Source organism: Rhodococcus sp. 14-2470-1a (assembly GCF_002259425.1).
Lineage (GTDB): Bacteria > Actinomycetota > Actinomycetes > Mycobacteriales > Mycobacteriaceae > Rhodococcoides > Rhodococcoides fascians_E.
The window spans coordinates 1-18,885 of the sequence record NZ_NPFZ01000021.1 but is presented as its reverse complement, the minus strand read 5'-3'; the positions used below and the strand labels follow the sequence as shown (position 1 = coordinate 18,885).

Here is an 18,885-nt window from a genome sequence, read left to right as displayed (position 1 = left end):
GATGAGTACCGACGTGGTGCTTGTGTCCAAAGCGGCGCACCGGGAAGCCTCATGAAGTAGCGCTTGGGTTTGCCTTCGACGGTGATGCGCCAGTTGCTGTTTATCAACCCACCGGTCACGGGAACTAGATGACGTTCAGCCCCTCCCACTCGGTGACGGGAGCGGGGGCCTTCTCGACCTGACGCTCGGGTTCGGTACGGGTAGATCCGACAGCTATATCCTTCATGGTCAAAATCTCCATGCTGTACCAACTTCTCGGGACCGGAAACGAGCCACAAGACTCGGCCAGTAATTGGGAGTCACGAGATCATCGACATTCCCGGTACCAATCTCGAATGAATAGACCGAATCGTCTTTGCTGCAATGTGCACTCACTGCTGACCTGAGCTGGTCCTTTGCCAAGCCGACGAGTATTCGCTTCGATCGCCGCGAAAGCTGCCGCACCTTCGCCAGCCATGCCCCCTTGCTAGGCTGCAGCGGAGATTTGCTAGCCAGGGTGCGAACCCTATCGAGGTGGACGTCGACGACTCCTTCGACACCGCAAGGCTGGCGCGTCTCGTCGTCATGGATTTCCACGGGTATCACGTCCTTGGCCACGCCGGTTCGCCAACATGTCGTTGCCGGGCGGGCGGGCATCGCTGGAAGCGCATTCGAACAAATTGACAGGAGTGGCGACACAGGTACGCTGCGAAATACCTAATGCGGGAGGGCTTCCACTGCTCATTCCGATGCTCGTTCAGAGCGGGCCAATGTGGCAGGTCCCCGATAGTCAGACCACCGCATTCTAGAGCTAAATATTGCCGACGAGCTGCGCGGCCTCGGCAAAGACTCGCTCCAGCCTGATCGAGTTCTTGATTCCCGTCTTCTTGTCGACGTTGTTGTATGCCTGTCCCGAAGGGTGTGGGCAATCGTCGAAGACTCTGGCTTGGCGGAGGAATGTCGGAACACCACTTTTCATAGCATTCCGCCAAGCCCGCTGTGCCTCGTTGCCGGACAAAATAATCACCTCGGGCGGTGCAGGTAATAGATTCAACAACTGCAATAGGTATGGTCTGGCCCTCGCAGCCTGACTCGCGAGCGTTCGTCCTGGACCGTTCATCGCCGGATTCGCCACCCACCATGGAACGACATTCCACGGGAGGTACGTCTCGTACCTCAGGCCTGTCAGCTCGCAGGTCTTGTAGACGTTATGCGCTGTCGGGTCGTTGTTGTACCGACTGATGAATCCCGACTCACCATCCGCAGCGTTCGAAGGGTCCTGCAGAAGCATCAGGACCTTTACTCCCTCGACGCCGGCATCTGGGTCAAAGTAGGGGATGCTCTCCCCTGTTCTCTCACGTGTCTCATCGACCCACATATTCAGAACACCACGCGGATCGTCGTATCGGCGAGCCAGCCTGTCCTCGACGTTGTGGGGAGCGAAGTCCTTGCTGAGCAGCTGGCCGCGTTCGTAGGCGAGCTTGTTCTTGACGTAGTTTGGACGCACGGTGCTGTTCTCCTTTTAATGTCTCGCTAGCTGAATTAGGACCGGCCGACCCCTCACCGCCGCTTAAATATCTCGCCAAAACGTCGGGCTCCGTCTCTAACGTCGTGCCCGATCTGTTGGAGCGCATCCAGATTGACAGCGCTGAACCAGCGCAGTCCATCACCGTCGATCCACTCGATCCGACCTGACTCGTGCAGAATCGCGATCTCTATCCCGAGCGCCTGCCTCACCTCGCTACTTACCTGCGGCGCGTATTCACGAGCGGGCTCGGGCAAAACTATTACGAGCTGGTCCGCATCGACACCCCGAGTGATCGCACGAAGGACCCGTCCGTAGAGTGTGTCGACCTCGGACTGCAAGAGTTCCCACTTTCCGAGAGCGACAAAGTGCAATGTCTCGTCGTTGCGTGAGCATGAATATCCACGAGACCGGCTGCCTGCCATCACTTCCCAGCCGTCCAGCTCCAGGGCTGTGCGAAACATCTCGTTGACAGATGGGCGGACGCCCTCGGCCGAGTCACTCATCACATGCTCCTAGTCCGTGGAACGGCGCATTGGTTGAGACTCCCACACCGCGACATTTACGGTTTGCTGATCGCCGTTCGGTAGTCGTTCGCCAAGCCGAAGTCCGAGTCCTCAATTCCCGCAATCGCATTCGCAATCAGTTCGGCATGTTCGTGCAGGACCGCTGCTCTTATTGTGCTGTCTGTTACGACGGGGTCCTCGGTGATATCCCCCGCTGCCGATGCTGCGGCGCGCAGAAGCTTGAGCGCTTCCTTCTGCTGCCAAGGCGTAAAAGGTTGCGACGTGACCAGGTCGATTACAAACGTTCTGCTCGTTGTCGCTGCCGCTGATGCAACGGACACCGCACCGGCAACCGGCGTCCGCCTTGGGCGATTCAACGAAATCGCAGTCTTCGGATCCCCAGTCAGGAATTCGTCCGGCAGCTCATGGGCTTTTGCGGCCATCAACGAAACTTGAGCGGAGACGGAAGACCCCTTGAACCAACCTCGCCCAACCGTTACCAACCCTCGATTTGCCAGGTGCCGGACCGCGGGAAGAAACTTCGCACTGGTCTGCGGCGTCAACTGTCCGATCCGGTGGTCCTCCACACGCACCTCGACTACCTTTTTCTCGGTCTTCGCCGTGCTGACATCGATTTCGTGCAGCGTGACTAGCAGTTCGAGCTCGCCCTCCGGCTCGACGAAGTGCCGGAGCACATCGAAGTGGTCGTCCACCTTCGTCACCTGGACCGAGTATCCGTGTGGCAGCACTGTGTAGGGGACGCTGGGAGGTTCGTTGCCGGGAAGAATGAGGTGCGGCTCGCTGAGCTGCACATCGATGTTGATGGCCAGGTCGACCGGTACACCTGGTCTGTCGTCCCACCGGTTCTGGTCGTACGCCCGGATCGATGCTGGCACCGTCGGAACAAGGCCTCGATTGACGAGGTCCATGAGTCGACGGTGAAACAGCATTGCGCGTTCGCGGGCAAGGTAGCCGATCAGGTAGTTCGACGCTCGGACCGACACCGCATATCGGTCATGCGGATTGTCGGGCTCGGGTATCAACTCGACGATGCGCCGAACGGTCGAGCCCGACGGGTCGAAGTCCGAACCCAAAGTAGCGCGGACGGCATCGACGTAAGCGTGGACACCGACGACCTCTTCATTGCACCAGTCACCTCGGCCGCCCCACAGCGGGTAGGGCTGCCAGCGTCCACCGTCATTGTTCATCGAAGATCCCCTCGTCTTGCCGGACAGGCAGCACGTTAGCCGACCACACGGACGACGCAGCACCGAACCACTCACGCGCAACATATGGAGTCATTCATCCGAATGAACCGCGCGGTACGCCGTTAGCAACGATAAGCACGGAACCCATATGTCCGATACCGTTTCGGCAGCACTCTGTCGGTGGGGTGCCCTAGCGTGTGAAGGTTGACGGCGTTGCCGCCACCCAATACCCCGTTCAGCCGGGTGATGGACGACGGAGTTCGGAGGACAGATGCAGGATCTCGGCCAGGAGCACAACCCGTTTCACACGGTGGTCGACGGGTTGTCGATCGAGGTCCATGCTCATCCCGCGGTGAATCTCGCGCTCGTCCACAACGGCGTCCCGCTGATCACCAGCGTCGAGGTCGTCAATCTCTCCGACACAGATGTTGTCGACGTGAAGGTGACCGTCCAACTTTTCGGCGCCGGTGAGCAACTGTCATCAGAGCGAGTCGACGTCCACGACGGCGCCCTTCGCGTCGGCGAGAACGTCGTGTGGTCCAACTACTCGTCGATCGTTCCGCCGATCCCACACCTTCGCGAGCTCAACGAAAGCCATTCCGCGACGATCGCAGTCACTGTGTCCCAGCTCTGGGGCGAAAATATCTACCTCAATGCGCCGATCCGCGTTCTGGCGCACAACGAGTGGTTCAACGCGCCGGTCTTCTTCGACTCCCTCGCTGCCTTCGTCCAGCCCAACACCAAGGCGGTCAATTCTGTCCTCGACGCGGCATCGAACCTCCTGGGCTCTGGAACGGGTGATCCGTCTCTCGGCGGATATCAGAAGGGTCCAGAGCGAGCCGCCCAGATCGCGGCCGGCATCTACGAGGCGCTCCGACACCGACAGATCCGCTACATCGACCCACCGGCATCCTTCGAAGACACCGGACAAAAGATTCGCAGCACCGCTCAGGTACTCGACGAACGATTCGGCACGTGCATCGACCTCGCCGTAACCTATGCGGCATGCCTCGAAGCCGTCGGGATTCGCCCGGTCATCTGGCTGATCCAAGGCCACGCCTTCGCCGGGTTCATGCGCGACGAAAGCCAGCTCGCTCACTCGACCATCACCGAGCCGAACGCCCTGATCAACCTGGTCGAGTCCGGCCGTGTAGTCCCGGTCGAAGCGAAGTATTACGACACCTCCGCGACGGGCACTTTCAAACAGGCTGTGGCGGATGCACGTCGGCACTTCGCCGATCACAGCGCACTTCGCGGCGTGATCGCGATCTCGTCGGCGCGCAAAGACGGCATCCGGCCGCTTCCGAGTCTGGACGAAATCGAAACCGTCAAAGCAGAAATCAGTTCGCCGGTACCGGTCACAGCAGACCTGGGCCTTCCAACTGAACTGCTCGACGCGCAGGACGCCTCGGACCTGGTTCTCGACAGCACCGACACCGCGCCCCCACGCGTCCAGAAGTGGAAGCGGTCGCTCCTCGATTTGAGCACCCGAAATCGGCTCCTCAATCTCAAGCCGATGCGCGAGGTCATCGACCTGCACGTCCCCAACTCCGGACTGGCTTTGCTCGACGACCTGGTCCACGCCGGCACCGACATCGAACTCATCGCCCACGACGAACTCAGTTCCATTCACGCACTCCAGGGCGCAAGGCGAGCACAGGACGTCGACGACGCCACCATCCTCGACTACCTACGCGACCGGAAGCGCATCCACGCCGTCGTCACCCAGGACACCTCCGCGGCACGGCTCAAGCATCTTCAGCGCACCGCACACACGATGTTCGAGGAGACCGGCAACGCCAACCTGTACCTGACGTTCGGCGGGCTGATCCACACCACCAGCAGCGGCAAGGACGCCCGCGCTCCCTTGTTCCTGCTTCCGGTGAAGGTGGTCGGCGGTACGGGTCGAAGCCAGTTCAAGCTGAAGGTCGACACCGCGGGAGTCTCGACACCCAACTACTGCCTCGTGGAATGGCTTCGCCTCAAACACAATGCGTCGATCCCCGCCCTCGAAAACCCGCCACTCGACGAGCACGGGATCGACATCGACGAGGCGCTCAAGAGCATCCGATCTGCACTGGTCGAGCACAACCTCGACTTCCGGATCGACGAGACCGCGTCGGTCGCTATCTGCCAATTCGGCACCTTCGGGATGTGGAAGGACCTCACCGATCACTGGGACATTCTCGAGCAGAGCCCCATCGTCCGCCATCTGACGCTCAGCGCAGGCGAATCCTTCCGCGATGCGCGACGACCCGACGGCTCCGATATCGAATCCGTACGGTGCACGAGCTCGATGTCCCAGTTCCCATCCCCGCTGACGGCTCCCAGCTTCGCGCCGTCGCACTGGCAGCTGACGGGCATACCTTCGTCCTGGAAGGCCCACCCGGAACGGGCAAATCCCAGACGATCACCAACCTCATCGCGCACACCCTCTCGCAAGGCAAGTCGGTGCTGTTCGTCGCCGAGAAGCAAGCTGCACTCGACGTCGTGAAGAAACGCCTCGACAAGGTTGGACTCACCAAGTTCACCCTCGACCTGCACGGAAAGAATCAGAAAGCCAACGCGATCCGCGACCAGCTCAAGCGCGCGATCGAACACTCCACCAGCTACAACAACCGAACGTGGGCGGCCAAACTCGCCGACGTCCGATCCCACCATGTTCCACTCGAAGACTATCCAGCCAAGATCCACGACACGAATGGCGTCGACCACTCACTGTGGACGGCCTACGACACCCTTCTCAGCCTCGGCGATGGGCCTGTCGCCCCCATCCCGGCGTCGTTCGTCGCCACCCCGTCGGTATCTGTTCCCGACATCACCAGCGCGCTGCAACAGTTCGAGCGGGCCGCTCGGTCGATCACGATCAGCGCCGACAATCCATGGTCGATCGCCGGAATCATCGACCCGCAGGCCACCGACGATCATTTCCGGGCAGTCGCAGCCCGGTTGGCGTCCGCACTCGACGCCGTGCATCGAAAACCCACCGTGCGCTACGTCATCGAGCAGGTGCCCGCTCCCGGATGGATCGAGCTCCTACTCCCCCAGGCCCGACGTCAGATCGGTCGCCCGATCCCGCCCGCCGACGCACTGATCACCACGCAGTCCCAACAATGGGCTGCGTCGAAACATGCTTTAGACGCCGAGATCTCGCTTCTGCACCAGCAATGTGGCCCGCTCACGTCGGTCTTCACACCCAGCTTCATCGAACATGGCGACACCGAAACGCTCGCCATCGCCGCCGAGGAAGCCGGTAAAGGTCTGTTCGGCAAGAAGAAGCGCACCGAGCAGTTCACGCGCGACCTCGCTCCTGCCCTGCTCCCCGGCGCGCAGCTCGATCCGGAATCTGCCTTGCCCCTCCTCAGATCCATTCCCGGCGCACGAGGGCTCATCTCGCAGACTGTCCGGCACATGCAGCAGCTGCTGACGCAATTCGCACCACCGACGTGGAATCCGGCCGGAACCGATGCCGCGGAGCACCTTCACCCGGCGTTCGACTACATCGAACAGACCATGGCCTTCACGCGGGCTCAACCCCAGCTGTGGCAACTCCTCACCGCCACCGGGCCACTGACACCTCAGGACACGGACATTCTGGAGGAAGTCGCGCACTCGTGGCGCACCTGGCGTCAGATCCTCGGTTCGACCGACGCCGACATCGACCGCTGGCGCAACAACACGCACTGGCTCACCGCGTGGCAGCGCGATTCACCGCTGTGGCTCGACGCCGTCCACACCGATGGCAGTGCGCCGATCCGCCAATGGTCGACGATGACGGCATTTCTCAATCCGCTCCGGGCGGTCGGGTTGGACGATCTGGTCCACGAACTACTGACCGGTGCCATCCCGGCCAATCAAGCCGAGATCTCGTTCATGCGAGGTGTAGCTCAAACATCGCTGAGCGAGCGGCGACGCAAACATGGTCTGACGCGGTTCGATCGGGCTATCAAGGACGGGCAGATCGACGACTTCGCGAACGCATCGGCGGTGAGTCGCTCGGAACAGGTCATCGCACTCCCTGCTGCGCTACTGGGCAGACGATCGTTCCAAGCGGGTTCGTTGACGGGTGACGTCGGCCAGCTGCGGCGCGCTCTCGATGCCAAGCGCGGTGGAACCACGTTCCGGCAGTTGATGAACCGGTACTCGAACTACATCCTCGAAGCGACGCCGTGCTTCTTCGTCAGTCCGACCTCCCTTGCGCAGTTCGTGCCACCCGGCTCGGTGACGTTCGATCTCGTCGTGTTCGACGAGGCGTCGCAGGTAACCGTCCCGCAGGCTATCGGTGCGTTAGGACGTGGTAAGTCGGCTGTAATTGTCGGTGATTCCCAGCAGATGCCGCCGACCGCCATCGGTGTGGTGAGCACCAACGACGGGGACGACTACACCGAGGACGACGAGGTCATTCCGGAAGATCTCGACAGCATCCTCACCGAGGCCGTGGAATCCGGCGTCCCACGGCTGTGGTTGTCGTGGCACTACCGGAGCCAGGACGAATCGCTCATCGCGTTCTCGAACGAGAAGTACTACGAGGGACGGCTCGCGAGCCTCCCGTCGCCCGGTGGCGACGACTCCGCGGGTGTCGAGTGGCGACGGGTCGACGGGCACTTTAACCGGGAGACCAAGGACCGCGTCCGCACCAATGTCGTCGAGGCCGAGGCGATCGTCGCCGAGATTCGTAGTCGCCTGTCCAATGCCTATCTCGCGTCGCAGAGCATCGGCGTCGTCACGTTCAACGCACAACAGCAGACACTGGTCCGCGATCTGCTCGAAGCGTCGGGTGATCCGCTGATCCTCGACCAGCTGCGTGAGGATCGCGACGACGGCATCTTCGTCAAGAACCTTGAGAACGTGCAGGGGGACGAGCGTGACGTCATTCTGTTCAGTGCGGCGTTCTCGACGAAGCCGGATGATCCTAAGCTGCCACTGAACTTCGGACCACTGACACGCACCGGTGGCGAGAAGCGGCTGAACGTCGCGATCACCCGTGCGCGACGCAAGGTGATCGTCTATACCTCGTTTGACCCTACGGACATCGACCTCTCCCGCACGCGATCGGTCGGAATCGCCCATTGGCGGGGATACCTGGAACAGGCAGCTCAGGCGTCTCGCACGGACGACGCCCGCCCGACCCACGCACGGGCCGCGTCGGACGAGATACAAGCGGGAATGGTCCAGTCGCTCCGCGACCACGGGTACGAAGTCGAGGCGAACTACGGGCTCTCCGACTTCGTGCTGGATGTGGTTGTGCGTGAGCCGGGTTCGGGGCAGTGGCAAGTAGCGATCTTGCTGGACGGTCCGCTGTGGGCGCAGCGTCCGACGGTGGCCGACCGTGACCTGACGCCCCAGCTGTTGGAATCGATGATGCACTGGGGTTCCTCGGTGCGGGTGTGGCTGCCCGATTGGATCGACAACCCGGACGCTGTGATCGCCCAGATCGGCGAGGCGGTCGCGGCCTCGAAGGAGCGGATGGCAGCGCGGAAAGCTGAGATCGACGCCGCGGCCGAAGCACAAGCCGCGGCGATTGCCGCGGCTGCAGTGACCGTCGACGAGCCGTTGGACTTGCCTGACGAGTCCGCACCCGACGCCGACCGGTGGCTCAAGCCAGACTCCGCGGCCGCCAGCATTGCAGAGCCCGACGAGCCTGCACCGGTGGCTCGGGCAACAGTCGAGGAACCCTCGCTGTCGTTCGAGGAACCGCGCGACTGGCATGGGCGCGGGATCGCCTACGTCGAAGCACCGAGTTCGACGCTGGGTGTGCGCGACGACCTCGACCGAGTCCACTCGCCTGCGGTGAAAAACACGATCATGCGGGCCGTTCAGGAAACGGTGACGACCGAGGGTCCAATTTCGCTTGACCGCCTGGCTCGCAATGTCGCTCGTCGTTTCGGCTTCGACCGTGTCGCGGCAGCCCGACGTGACTTCGTTCTGCAGTCCGTACCAGAGGAACTGATCGAGCGGTCGGAGGAGCTGGGTAGCTTCGTGTGGCCGAAGGAACTCGATCGCGCGACGTGGCGCGGGTTCAGGAAGACTCCGAACGACCTGACGCGTCCGCCGTCGGATGTAGCGCCGGAGGAGATCATCAACGCCATGATGTCGGTCTGCGCACGCACCGGCCAGCCCGACTACGACGCCTTGCTGCGTCAGACCTTGCAGACGTTCAACCAGAAGCGACTGACCGGACCGACGCGAGACCGGTTGGACGCTGTGATCGACCTGGGCGTCGGCCGCGGGCGGCTCATCAAGGTGAATGAAATCTATCGGGTAGGTTCATGATGCCTGATTCCGATCGATACGTATGCGCCAGGTGCCGAAAGCCCTCCGACAGGAGAATCGAGCTGTGCAGCAGGTGTTATAGGGCAACGAAGTCCAAGCCTAAAGCCGTACTCGCGCAACGACTGTTCGGCAACGCAACCACTGCCAGTATCGACCGCATGAATGCGTGAAAGTTTAGTTGGCAGTTCAATTCATAGCACGCGGGCGATTCCTCTAGCGTAGAGTCGTTGCCAGGTAATGAAGGAGGAGCACAGTGCCCGATCAACCCAGGACGACCAATCAGATCGTGCTCGCCCAGCATCGTAATAGATTCGAAGAATCGACACAATTCGGGAACACGCTAACACGTTTCTTCGAAGCCCAAGGAATTACGGCGGTGCGATTCGAAAGCGACATGTACATCAGTTCTATTTGGTGGATACATGCCACACTACCAAAGTCATCGCTTGAAATTTTCGATATCGCGCGTGAAGCACTTTTCGTGTACGCGGATCTAAATCGAATTCAACCAAGACTACTAAATCAGATAATCGAGCGCTTCGGAGGACATCAGAGCCTTGATTCAGACATTGTGTTTATAGCGTCTAACTCAGTGGATGCCGAGCGACTGGCAGAGCAAAGAGAAGGGACCTCCATCTCGATAATTCCCTTAAATTTGAGAGAAATAGAGCGCGATGGAGGCAAGCCAATTAAGAAGACACTGGAGCGATGGCTTCCAGTCTTCGATAGGTACAACGTGACTCGACCACTGCGAAGAACCGACGATCTTTTTGGCAGAAAAGATGAGCTATCCGAAATCGTATTTTCACTGCGCCACGGGCAATCAGTGGGGTTATTCGGACTTCGAAAAGCCGGTAAAACATCCATATTGAACGCGATTCAGACCACACGTTCTAAAAGTGGCTCGTTTGTCGTTCAACTGGATATGAGTAAATTTGTAAACGCAGCCCACTTCCGCAAGACTATTGTCGAGGAATGTTGGAAATCAGCAACATCAGTTTTGAATAAGGCGAACAAGAGCACTCGTGCTTTACATCGAGAAGGATTTTTAGGAACCCTGGACACTAAAGGCCAGGCAACGTCAGATGTCGACACGTTAGTAATGGGTTGGCTAGATGACGTTACAGCAGTCACCGAAACCGTGAAACTTCCGCTTGAGTTAATTATCGACGAGATCGACACCATTTTTCCAGGCCAGAGCACGCAGTTTCTAGATCACGAGTTACAAGATTTCTCCGTCGTTATGCGTCAGCTTCGAGGCCTGCTTCAAGCTGACGATAGGCAACAGCCGCAGGCGGTCTTGCTGTGCGCAGGAGTCAACCCAGCTATATTCGAGAGTTCAACTACCCCTGACGGGCGAAACAATCAGCTGTACAAGCTCGTACGATTGACATTTCTAAAGCCATTGACTTTTGACGATTCTTCGAGGATGGTCAGAAGTCTGGGATCCAAAATGGGTGTCAAGTACGGCGGGCAGGAAACAACTGAAAGTCTCTATGCATATTTCGGCGGCCACCCGATGCTTACACGCCAAGCTTGTTCGGAGATTTGCAAGCTCCGACCCGATGGATCATTTCCGTGGACCGTTTCACAGTCCGAAATTTTCAGAGTCGTTTCCAGCAGGGACATTGGATCGGTCTATCAACAAGCCAAAGAGATCGCAACCCAATTTACGCAGTGGTTCCCGCAAGAGGCCGAATTGCTGAGAACCCTGTGGCACTCCGACCCCGAGATGCAAAAGTTCGCAAACGAAATCGTAAACGAGGACAACGAGGCGCTGCTACACGCGCGTGCTTACGGATTGATCGATCCGGATTCTCCACCCAGATCAAGAATTGGTATGATAACCAACGTATTCAGCAAGTCGTAATCATGTTTGAATCAGAGTCGCATTGGGTCGACCGCGTTTTCGACATCCTCTATTTTGCGAACGCTAAGCTGAGAATGCCGAGCTTGCCGCTCACTGGAACGTCAACACTGCTATCGAAATTGACTGAGGCCATAAGAACTGACCTTGGCGAAGAATTCGAAATAGTGCAGTTCGACGGGCGGATGATTACAGAAAAAAATCAAACTGAATACGTGCAAGACGCAGTCACTCGGGCCGAGACGCTGGTGGACACCCAGGGTTCTTGCATTATGTTGCTCGACCACTATTCCCATGCGATGAAGCGCTCGCGTGCACCGAGGATGCAGACTCAACTTTTTAACTTATTAATCAACTCTCACACGTCCGCGAAGGTTGGCTGCCTTATATCACACCGAACCACTCAGCTTTCAAACCTGAATTTACAAGCGAGTTCATTTCTAAGTCGATTCCGTTATCAACCAGCACCTTTGGTCAATGAACTCGACTCATTTGATAACGGTCATCGCGGTCAAGTCCAGCTTGCTTCAGAGCGTGTCGGAAGAGTGCCGCTGTTTGTTCGCGCGAGTTCACCTGACGGCACTTTTGACGCTCAAGCGTGGGATTACTTTTGGCAGGATGCCTCCCGTGAGATCGCTCGTGACCTGCCTGAGGATGCGATCAAATTCATTCTGAATCCAGAATCCGAAAACCTAGAGAGAACGCCCATACTCAACCAGTTCACTGCACTGGGAAGCGAACACCCTAACCAGCTGTTACTCGACCGACTAAGAGTCCATCTTCTTGGAGCGCTAGGCGCATGGCCAACCGCAATGGACCAGTCGGCGTCTCGATTTGGGAGAATGCTGGACAGCCAGGGGCCGTCCTATTGGTACGACACATACATCTACAGCCCTGATATTCGCGATCGGGTAGTCGAATTTCTTCGCGAGCTAAGAAAGTGGACCGATGTAGATTTAAGAATCATGGGTGCAAATCTCCGGGATTGGTCGACCGAGGTCACCGCAGAAACCTTGAAATGCTTCGGCTCCATACCAAACGTGGAGGCGCGGATTGTTCCGTGGCGCGAGTCTTCGACACTGCACGACCGTCATCTCGTTGCAGTAGGCAGCACCGAGGGATACAACATCCCAGAGATACGAGACGTCGCGGTAGTGAAACGAAGGGGTTCAGCCACGGAATCGAAATTTTGGCGTTCACCTGTTGACTACTCATCACTATGGCGTGGTGCGGCTGCCGCGTATTCCTGAAACCTACCGCTGAAACCTCGAGCCAGCGTGCTCCGAGTCATGCTCTGCCTCGGCCGACACCGATTAGTTAGTCAACAGTGCATCATGGAGTATTTCTGCGTCGCATGATGTGCGCAGCCCAGGGCCGGGCGAAGACCAGATTGACTACGCTGACTTGTTCCCCCGTCGCCCGGGCGAGCAGGTCGGCATACACCGACAGCTGGGTCCAGTAGGCCTCCAAGGTCTCTCCGGTCACCCCGACATCGGTTTTGTAATCGACGATCACCAAGTCTCCGTCGTCCTCGCGGTACACCAGGTCCGCGATCCCCTCGACCACGATAGTTTCATCCGGTGACATACCGGCTCTTCGATCTTGACCGGGCAACCCTGGCCCTGAGCTCGTTCGGCGCGTCTACCAGCTGAAGGCCCTTGGCCCCTGAAGTCTGAATGTTGCGAAGCAATCGGACTATCGAGGGAACCAAGGGTATGGATCAGAGTACGACAGTGCTGTTCGGGCTGCCCGGAGTACGCGTTGACCGCGTGACGAGCAATGCCACCGGGGCAAGGTTGGTGGAGTTCACCACCGACGATGAGCAGGCCGCTGCATGCCCGTCGTGTGGGGTGGTCTCGACATCTGTCAAGGGCCACGCTGTGACCAGACCGAAGGACGTCCCGCACGGCGAGGAGTCAATTCAATTGCAGTGGAACAAGACCCGATGGCGTTGCAGAGAAGACTATTGCCAACGTGGGTCGTTCACCGAGAGCATCGACGAGCTCCCGCCGCGGGCGAGGCTGACCGGCCGGCTCGGGCGTGCGATGGGATATGCGATCGGTGATGCCGCCCGATCGGTTGCCGAGGTCGCCGCCGCTCATGGTGTGTCGTGGCCGACCGCGCATCGCCGGTTCGTCGCACTGGCCGAGCAGGTGCTGACCGAGCCTGCACCGGTGTGTCCGTGGCCATGAAAAAGTACCCACTGGTGGCCAGGTTGAGGTCCCCACTGGTGGCCAGATAAAAGTCCCCACCCCGTGTTCGTCGTGTCGATCAGGAACTTTTGGCCCGAGCGGTGACGGTGAAGGTGCCAACCACACACCGCACCACCCGGGGAGTTCCATTGAAGTCTGCGAGGGACCGTATGGACATCATTTCCACCTACAACCAAGTCGGGTCGTACCGAGCCGCCGCCGAGCTGTGCGGCACTACCCACAAGACCGTCAGACGCATCGTCGAACGATTCGAAGCCGAACAAGCAGGCCACAGCACTGCTGCTCGTGCCGAACGTGAACACAACTACGACGCCGTGACCGAGTTGGTCACCGAACGCGTCGAAAATCCCAAGGCAGGATCTCCGCGAAACGGATTCTGCCGATCGGCCGCACGGCCGGCTACGACGGCTCGGACCGCAACTTCCGCCGCCTGGTCGCCGAGGAGAAAGCGAAATGGAAGGCCGCGCATCACCGCGGCCGCCGCCCCGCGGTGTGGGCGCCGGGCGATTACTTGGTCATCGACTGGGCCACCATCGGCGGTCTGCATCTGTTCTGCGCTGTTATGGCTTACTCGAGAGATGGCGATTCGTAGCGTTCGCGACCGACGAGAGAGCGACCACGACAATGGCATTGATCGCCGAAGCGTTCGCCGCGGTCGGCGGTGTCCCGGCGAAAGTACTCGCCGACCGAATGGCATGCCTCAAGGGCGGTGTCGTCGCGAACGTCGTCATTCCGACCCAGGACTATGTCCGGTTCGCCACCCATTATGGGTTCGCGCCGGACTTCTGCCACGCCAACGATCCACAATCGAAAGGTGTGGTGGAGAACCTCGTCGGTTACGCCCAACGAGATCTCGCCGTGCCGTTGTTCACCGAAGCGGCCGTTGCCGGCACCACCGTCGATGTCCACGCCGCGAACGCGGCCGCGAAGATCTGGTGCGCAGAAGTCAACGTACGGGTGCACTCGGAAACCTGTGCCGTCCCAGACGAACAACTCGATTTGGAGCGAGAGTTGCTGTCCGCGTTGCCATCTTTGCGTTTAGAGATCGGGCCACCGCCGGTCACTCGGAAAGTCGACCGCCTCTCGTGCGTGCGGTTCGCCTCGGCCCGGTACTCGGTGCCGGTGAAGTTCATCGGGGCCACGGTCATGCTCAGGCAGGTCGACGGACGGCTAATGTTCATCGATTCGTCCTCCGGCGAGGTCTTGGCCGAACATGATCTCGCGCAGCCGGGAACAGCGTCGGTGCTCGACGTTCACTATGACGGCGCCCGGCCTGCACCGAACAGGGGTCCGCGTCCGAGAACGACTGTCGAGCAACGGTTCTGTGCACTCGGAGAGAGCGCCGAGCGGTTCCTGGTCGGTGCCGCGGCAATCGGTAACACCCGGTTGTCCTCCGAGCTCGAGGTCCTTCTTGCGCTCGGCGCCGCGCACGGCCATGAGGCGTTGCTCGGGGCGTTGACACGTGCAGTGGCGTTCCGGCGGTTCAGAGCTGCCGATGTCCGCTCGATCCTCGCCGCAGGAGCCGGGACACCGCAACCCCGCCCTGCCGGTGATGCGCTGATCCTGGATCTGCCGACCGCTCCGACCCGTTCCTTGGATGCCTACGCGGTTAGGCCGCCGTCCAGCGGGCAGCAGGTGCCGTCATGACCGACACCACCGTCGCTAACGCCACAGCAGGTAAGCCGACCACCGCGGCACCGCAACAGGTTCCCGAACTGGCAGCCGATCTCGATGCAGGGTTGCGGCGGCTCAAACTCGCTGCGATCCGCAGGACCGCACCCGAAGTGCTGTTGACCGCCAAAACCGAGCGCTGGACACCGGAGGAAGTGCTGCGGACGCTGGTCGAGTCCGAGCTCGCCGCACGCGATGCCTCGAACATCGTCAACCGACTCAAGGTAGCGGCGTTTCCGGTGACGAAGACATTGGAGTCGTTCGACGTCGCTGCGTCGTCGATCCAGCCGAAAGTCTTCGACTATCTCTCCAGCTTGGAATGGGTTCGGACGCAATCGAATCTAGCGCTCATCGGGCCCGCGGGGACCGGGAAGTCGCACACCCTGATCGGGCTCGGAGTCGCCGCAGTCCACGCCGGGCACAAGGTCCGTTACTTCACCGCCGCGGATCTGGTCGAAACGTTGTATCGCGGTCTGGCCGACAACACCGTCGGCAAGATCATCGAATCGCTGCTACGGGTCGATCTGATCATCGTCGACGAAATGGGATTCGCCCCGCTCGACGACACCGGAACGCAACTGCTATTCCGGCTCGTCGCCGGCGCTTACGAACGACGGTCGTTGGCGATCGCCTCGCACTGGCCGTTCGAGCAGTGGGGTCGGTTCCTGCCCGAGCACACCACCGCAGCGTCGATTCTCGACCGACTGCTCCACCACGCAACCATCGTCGTCACCGACGGCGAGTCCTACCGCATGAAAGACGCACAACACCGAAAGGACCGCCCCTGACCAACCGGAAACATCAACACGGGGTGGGGACTTTTACTTGGCCACCAGCGGGGACTTCATCTTGGCCATTGACACGGTGCGGGTACTCGGAATCGACGAGACCCGACGTGGCAAGCCCCGGTGGGTGTTGTGCGAGTCGACCGGCAAGCGGGTGCGCCAAGATCCGTGGGATACCGGATTCGTCGATATCGGCGGCTCTCAGGGAATGCTCGGGCAACAGTGCGGCCGGACTACCGCGGCGGTTGTGGAGGGGTAGGGAATTTCGATGAGCGAAACTAGGGAATTTCAGCGAGCGCCGTCATGGGCACTTTCATGTAAGGGTTCAACACATCTTTGACGGATCGTCATCGGGACATCCTTGACGCTTCACAACCGATTGCCAACGTCCGCTCATGCAGAATTCAGAGCCTCGCGAGTCGGAAACAGACAGGACCACCAGAGTCACGGTGGAGGTGCGCCTGAGTGCGGTGACCGAGGTGATCAACGGATCGCCCGTCGTAGACGTCGCGGAACGATTCGGTGTCAGTCGTCAAACTGTCACGGCGTGGCGCAAGCGGTACGAGGCCGAGGGACTCGAAGGTCTTGTCGACGCATCGAGGCGACCACACTCGAGTCCAGCGCGAATCGATCCGAACGTCGAAGCACTCATCTGCGAGATGCGTCGCCATCATCGTCGGTGGGGTGCACGCCGTATCGCCTACCAACTCACTCTCGAAATCGGCGACAGAGCGCCGTCCCGATCAACGGTCTACCGAGCACTCGTACGCAACGGTTTGATCAATCAGCAAGAGCAACAACACAAAAGAATCTACAAACGGTGGCAACGAGAAGCCCCGATGCATCTGTGGCAGCTGGATCTCGTCGGCGGATTGTTCCTTGCCGATGGACGCGAATGCAAGATTCTCACCGGCATCGATGACCACTCCCGGTTCGTCGTCACCGCCACGATCTTGCAGCGCCCCTCTGGCAACGCCGTGGTCGAGGCATTCCTCGCCGCAGTCGCCCGGTGGGGTGTTCCATTCGAAGTCCTCACCGACAACGGCAAGCAGTTCACCGGCAAGCACACACGCCCACTGCCGGTAGAGGTTCTGTTCGAACGGACCTGCCGAGAGTTCGGAATCACCGCCAAGTTGACCAAACGACACTCACCCACCACCACCGGCAAGATCGAGCGGTTCCACCGCACCCTTCGACGGGAACTCCTCGACGAGGCAGGCGCCTTCACCGACATCGAATCCGCCCAGGCAGCGCTCGACGAATGGGTGCACGCCTACAACACCGTCCGTCCGCATCAAAGCCTCGACATGGCTACACCTGCAAGTCTGTTTCGAGCCCGTGACCACCCCGCACCGCCCGATTCGGCGGCCGCACCACAACCTTCGACCCAACACCCTTTCCAGGTACCTCATCCACCTGCACCGACACGCCAACGAAGCTCGCAGGCAATAGAACTCGACGTCCGAGTTCCTCCAAGTGGAGTCATAGGAATCGCCGGAATGCAACAGATGTGGATCGGAAAGAATCACGCAGGACGCGCGGTGACCCTGTGGCTGGATCTGACCAGCATTCACGTCATCGCAGACGACGTAGTCATCAAGACGATACCGTCCAGGCTCACCACCACCGACTTGGAACGACTCGCCATGCGCGGCGCTCGTCCGGGTCGCCCAGCACCCTCCAGTGATGCTGTCGACCCCAGCAAGGCGGTCTCGCGACCCATGCCGATCGAGATCGACCGTACTGCAAGCCGCGACGGCATCGTCGTGATCGCCCACCACCAGCTTCGTCTAGGAGTGGCGACCGCCGGAACCCGCGTCACCCTGCGAATCGACGGCGGACTCATACATGCAACCGCCAGCAGTATCCTTCTCGCCACACTTCCGAACCCATTGTCCCAGAATGAGATAGCGTCGCTGACCAATGTTCGTGCGGCAACCGGAACTGTCCCAGCACCACCACCCGCCGGCGCCCAGAGCGTGCAACGCCGCGTGCCGAAAGACGGCAAACTCATGGTCGCCGGCCAACGCATCAACGTCGGCCGCGTCCACACTGGCATCATCGTCACAGTCCTGGTCGAGGACCATTACTTTCGCGTACTCGATGGAACTACCGAACTCGCACTCCGTGCGCGGACATCGACAAAGCCTATCCGCAACTTCAATGCCCACCGACCCCGTGCCACGTAAAGGATGTCCCGAAGCCGATCTGTCAAGCATGTCCCGAACCCATACACGTCATGGGCACTTTCACTGAGCGCCGTCAGGACCTGGGGAATTACATGACAACTACCCCTGGGGAATTACGAGACCGTCGACACCTCAAGAGATTCCTTGCCTTACGAGACCGTGAACCGGTCGCGTTTCCGGCCCGGCCCACGGAACGCCGACTCGTTGGCAGAATTGATGACACAGACCGGAAGGCCATCGTCGCTGTGTACGTCGCCGGAAGTACGAGCTTTGCTCAACTTGCCGAGCGCTACGGTGTCAGCGACTAGTCGATCCGCATGATCCTCCGCAATGAACTGTCCTGGATCTGATGGAGACCTGGTTCAAGCCACTTCGCGGTCGGAGGTGGCGATCGAGCATTGCTGACGGTACTCGTTTTCATAGTCGACGGGCGAAACGTAGCCGATTGAGGAGTGCAAGCGACTGGTGTTGAACCGATGCACCCAGGACGCGGTTTCCCGTTCGATCTCGGCCCGACCGGTCCACGATTTCTGGCGGTCGATCAGCTCGGTTTTGTACAGGCCGATCGTGGATTCCATCAACGCATTATCGAGCGCATCGCCGACGCTTCCGATCGATCCGGCCAGCCCCGATTCGATCAACGCTTCGGTGAAGGCAAGCGAAGTATAT

12 protein-coding genes and 2 pseudogenes are annotated in these 18,885 nt (G+C 59.9%); 9 read left to right on the top strand and 5 right to left on the bottom strand.

Annotated elements, in window-relative coordinates; genetic code table 11:
• Positions 1–790 precede the first annotated feature (790 nt).
• From CH292_RS10615 to CH292_RS10605, 3 genes are read right to left on the bottom strand one after another with little or no spacing between them, the layout of a single operon-like run.
• Positions 791–1,486, bottom strand: coding sequence for a uracil-DNA glycosylase family protein (locus CH292_RS10615; RefSeq protein WP_094654686.1), 696 nt, complete (start codon positions 1,484–1,486; stop codon positions 791–793).
• Between the two features lie 53 nt (positions 1,487–1,539).
• Positions 1,540–2,010, bottom strand: a complete 471-nt coding sequence (locus CH292_RS10610; protein WP_094654685.1) for a hypothetical protein — start codon at positions 2,008–2,010, stop codon at positions 1,540–1,542.
• Between the two features lie 56 nt (positions 2,011–2,066).
• Positions 2,067–2,939 (bottom strand): hypothetical protein, encoded by an 873-nt coding sequence (locus tag CH292_RS10605; RefSeq protein ID WP_143545743.1) that lies wholly within the window; start codon positions 2,937–2,939, stop codon positions 2,067–2,069.
• 550 nt (positions 2,940–3,489) lie between these two features.
• On the opposite strand from CH292_RS10605, the pseudogene CH292_RS29550 reads away from it, so the two are divergent.
• The 4 genes and pseudogenes from CH292_RS29550 to CH292_RS28595 all read left to right on the top strand — a co-directional run.
• Positions 3,490–5,136, top strand: a pseudogene (locus CH292_RS29550) (DUF4011 domain-containing protein); the annotation flags it as partial.
• Between the two features lie 365 nt (positions 5,137–5,501).
• Positions 5,502–9,491, top strand: a complete 3,990-nt coding sequence (locus CH292_RS10600) for a DUF3320 domain-containing protein (RefSeq protein WP_256978022.1) — start codon at positions 5,502–5,504, stop codon at positions 9,489–9,491.
• 253 nt (positions 9,492–9,744) lie between these two features.
• Positions 9,745–11,361 carry a hypothetical protein gene (locus CH292_RS28600; RefSeq protein WP_143545742.1) on the top strand — a complete coding sequence of 539 codons (1,617 nt, stop codon included), beginning with the start codon at positions 9,745–9,747 and terminating at the stop codon, positions 11,359–11,361.
• 2 nt (positions 11,362–11,363) lie between these two features.
• Positions 11,364–12,608 (top strand): hypothetical protein, encoded by a 1,245-nt coding sequence (locus CH292_RS28595; RefSeq protein WP_143545741.1) that lies wholly within the window; start codon positions 11,364–11,366, stop codon positions 12,606–12,608.
• A gap of 82 nt (positions 12,609–12,690) precedes the next feature.
• On the opposite strand, the gene CH292_RS10590 is transcribed toward CH292_RS28595, so the two are convergent.
• Complete coding sequence (locus CH292_RS10590) at positions 12,691–12,924, bottom strand: PD-(D/E)XK nuclease family protein (protein WP_256978021.1); 234 nt, start codon at positions 12,922–12,924, stop codon at positions 12,691–12,693.
• Between the two features lie 149 nt (positions 12,925–13,073).
• Here CH292_RS10590 and CH292_RS10585 point away from each other — a divergent pair, with 149 nt between their 5' ends.
• The 5 genes and pseudogenes from CH292_RS10585 (at position 13,074) to CH292_RS10565 (ending at position 18,216) form a co-directional block, all read left to right on the top strand.
• On the top strand, positions 13,074–13,550 hold the full coding sequence (locus CH292_RS10585) for a transposase family protein (protein WP_179277951.1): 477 nt from the start codon (positions 13,074–13,076) through the stop codon (positions 13,548–13,550).
• 149 nt (positions 13,551–13,699) lie between these two features.
• A pseudogene (gene istA / locus CH292_RS10580) lies at positions 13,700–15,218 on the top strand (IS21 family transposase).
• Positions 15,215–16,030, top strand: a complete 816-nt coding sequence (istB, locus tag CH292_RS10575; protein WP_094654680.1) for an IS21-like element helper ATPase IstB — start codon at positions 15,215–15,217, stop codon at positions 16,028–16,030. The pseudogene istA and the gene istB overlap by 4 nt, the downstream one beginning before the upstream one ends.
• Before the next feature lie 61 nt (positions 16,031–16,091).
• Entirely contained in the window at positions 16,092–16,286 is a 195-nt protein-coding gene (locus CH292_RS10570; RefSeq protein ID WP_143545740.1) for a hypothetical protein, read from the top strand.
• A 136-nt stretch (positions 16,287–16,422) separates the two neighbouring features.
• The gene (locus tag CH292_RS10565) at positions 16,423–18,216 is read left to right on the top strand and encodes an IS481 family transposase (protein ID WP_094654678.1); all 1,794 of its coding nucleotides are present in this window, start codon (positions 16,423–16,425) and stop codon (positions 18,214–18,216) included.
• Between the two features lie 362 nt (positions 18,217–18,578).
• Here the strand turns inward: CH292_RS10565 and CH292_RS10560 are convergent.
• Positions 18,579–18,885: integrase core domain-containing protein (locus CH292_RS10560; RefSeq protein WP_143545739.1), on the bottom strand; the 307-nt coding region annotated here is incomplete at its 5' end.

Bases quoted from the DNA above. Each gene is read 5' to 3' on its own strand.
- CH292_RS10610 (WP_094654685.1), bottom strand. From the start codon at position 2,010: ATGAGTGACTCGGCCGAGGGCGTCCGCCCATCTGTCAACGAGATGTTT.
- CH292_RS10605 (WP_143545743.1), bottom strand. From the start codon at position 2,939: ATGGACCTCGTCAATCGAGGCCTTGTTCCGACGGTGCCAGCATCGATC.
- CH292_RS28595 (WP_143545741.1), top strand. From the start codon at position 11,364: ATGTTTGAATCAGAGTCGCATTGGGTCGACCGCGTTTTCGACATCCTC.
- CH292_RS10585 (WP_179277951.1), top strand. From the start codon at position 13,074: ATGGATCAGAGTACGACAGTGCTGTTCGGGCTGCCCGGAGTACGCGTT.
- istB (WP_094654680.1), top strand. From the start codon at position 15,215: ATGACCGACACCACCGTCGCTAACGCCACAGCAGGTAAGCCGACCACC.
- CH292_RS10565 (WP_094654678.1), top strand. From the start codon at position 16,423: ATGCAGAATTCAGAGCCTCGCGAGTCGGAAACAGACAGGACCACCAGA.